Here is a 371-nt window from a genome sequence, read left to right as displayed (position 1 = left end):
ACAACTGTAACGAACATCCTCTCTATAACCGGAGGTTGTCTATTGTNGGTCGCAAGGTCTTGTTCCATAAAACGAATTACTGCCGAAAATTGCGGTGCTAAGCGGCCGTTCGTCGAGTTACTTCCCCTCCCTCTGCAGCGTCCTAGCTCACGATCTGAACTGCTTCCGCTTTCGCTGCCGCCAGCAGCGCCGCATCCAGGCTTGCCAATGTGGCGCCGTGCCGTAACGCAAGTTCCAGATAAAGAGCATCGTAGACGGACAGCCGGTGTCTTCGCGCCAGATCCAGAACCACGGCATTGGCAGGATTGGTGTCCAACACGATCCCCAACCCATCAACGGTACTCGGCGTCACTTGATAGCAATGCTAGCAT

1 protein-coding gene is annotated in these 371 nt (G+C 54.6%); it reads right to left on the bottom strand.

Features of this window, described 5'->3' with window-relative positions; all coding sequences use genetic code 11:
* Nucleotides 1-142: 142 nt before the first annotated feature.
* Complete coding sequence (locus CK944_RS22680) at nt 143-316, bottom strand: PIN domain-containing protein (RefSeq protein WP_205049151.1); 174 nt, start codon at nt 314-316, stop codon at nt 143-145.
* Nucleotides 317-371 lie beyond the last annotated feature (55 nt).

This window comes from Paracoccus sp. SY (assembly GCF_002901215.1).
Classification (GTDB): Bacteria; Pseudomonadota; Alphaproteobacteria; order Rhodobacterales; family Rhodobacteraceae; genus Paracoccus; species Paracoccus acridae.
Note: the sequence above shows the minus strand (reverse complement) of the source record. Positions and strands in the feature narration are given on the sequence as shown.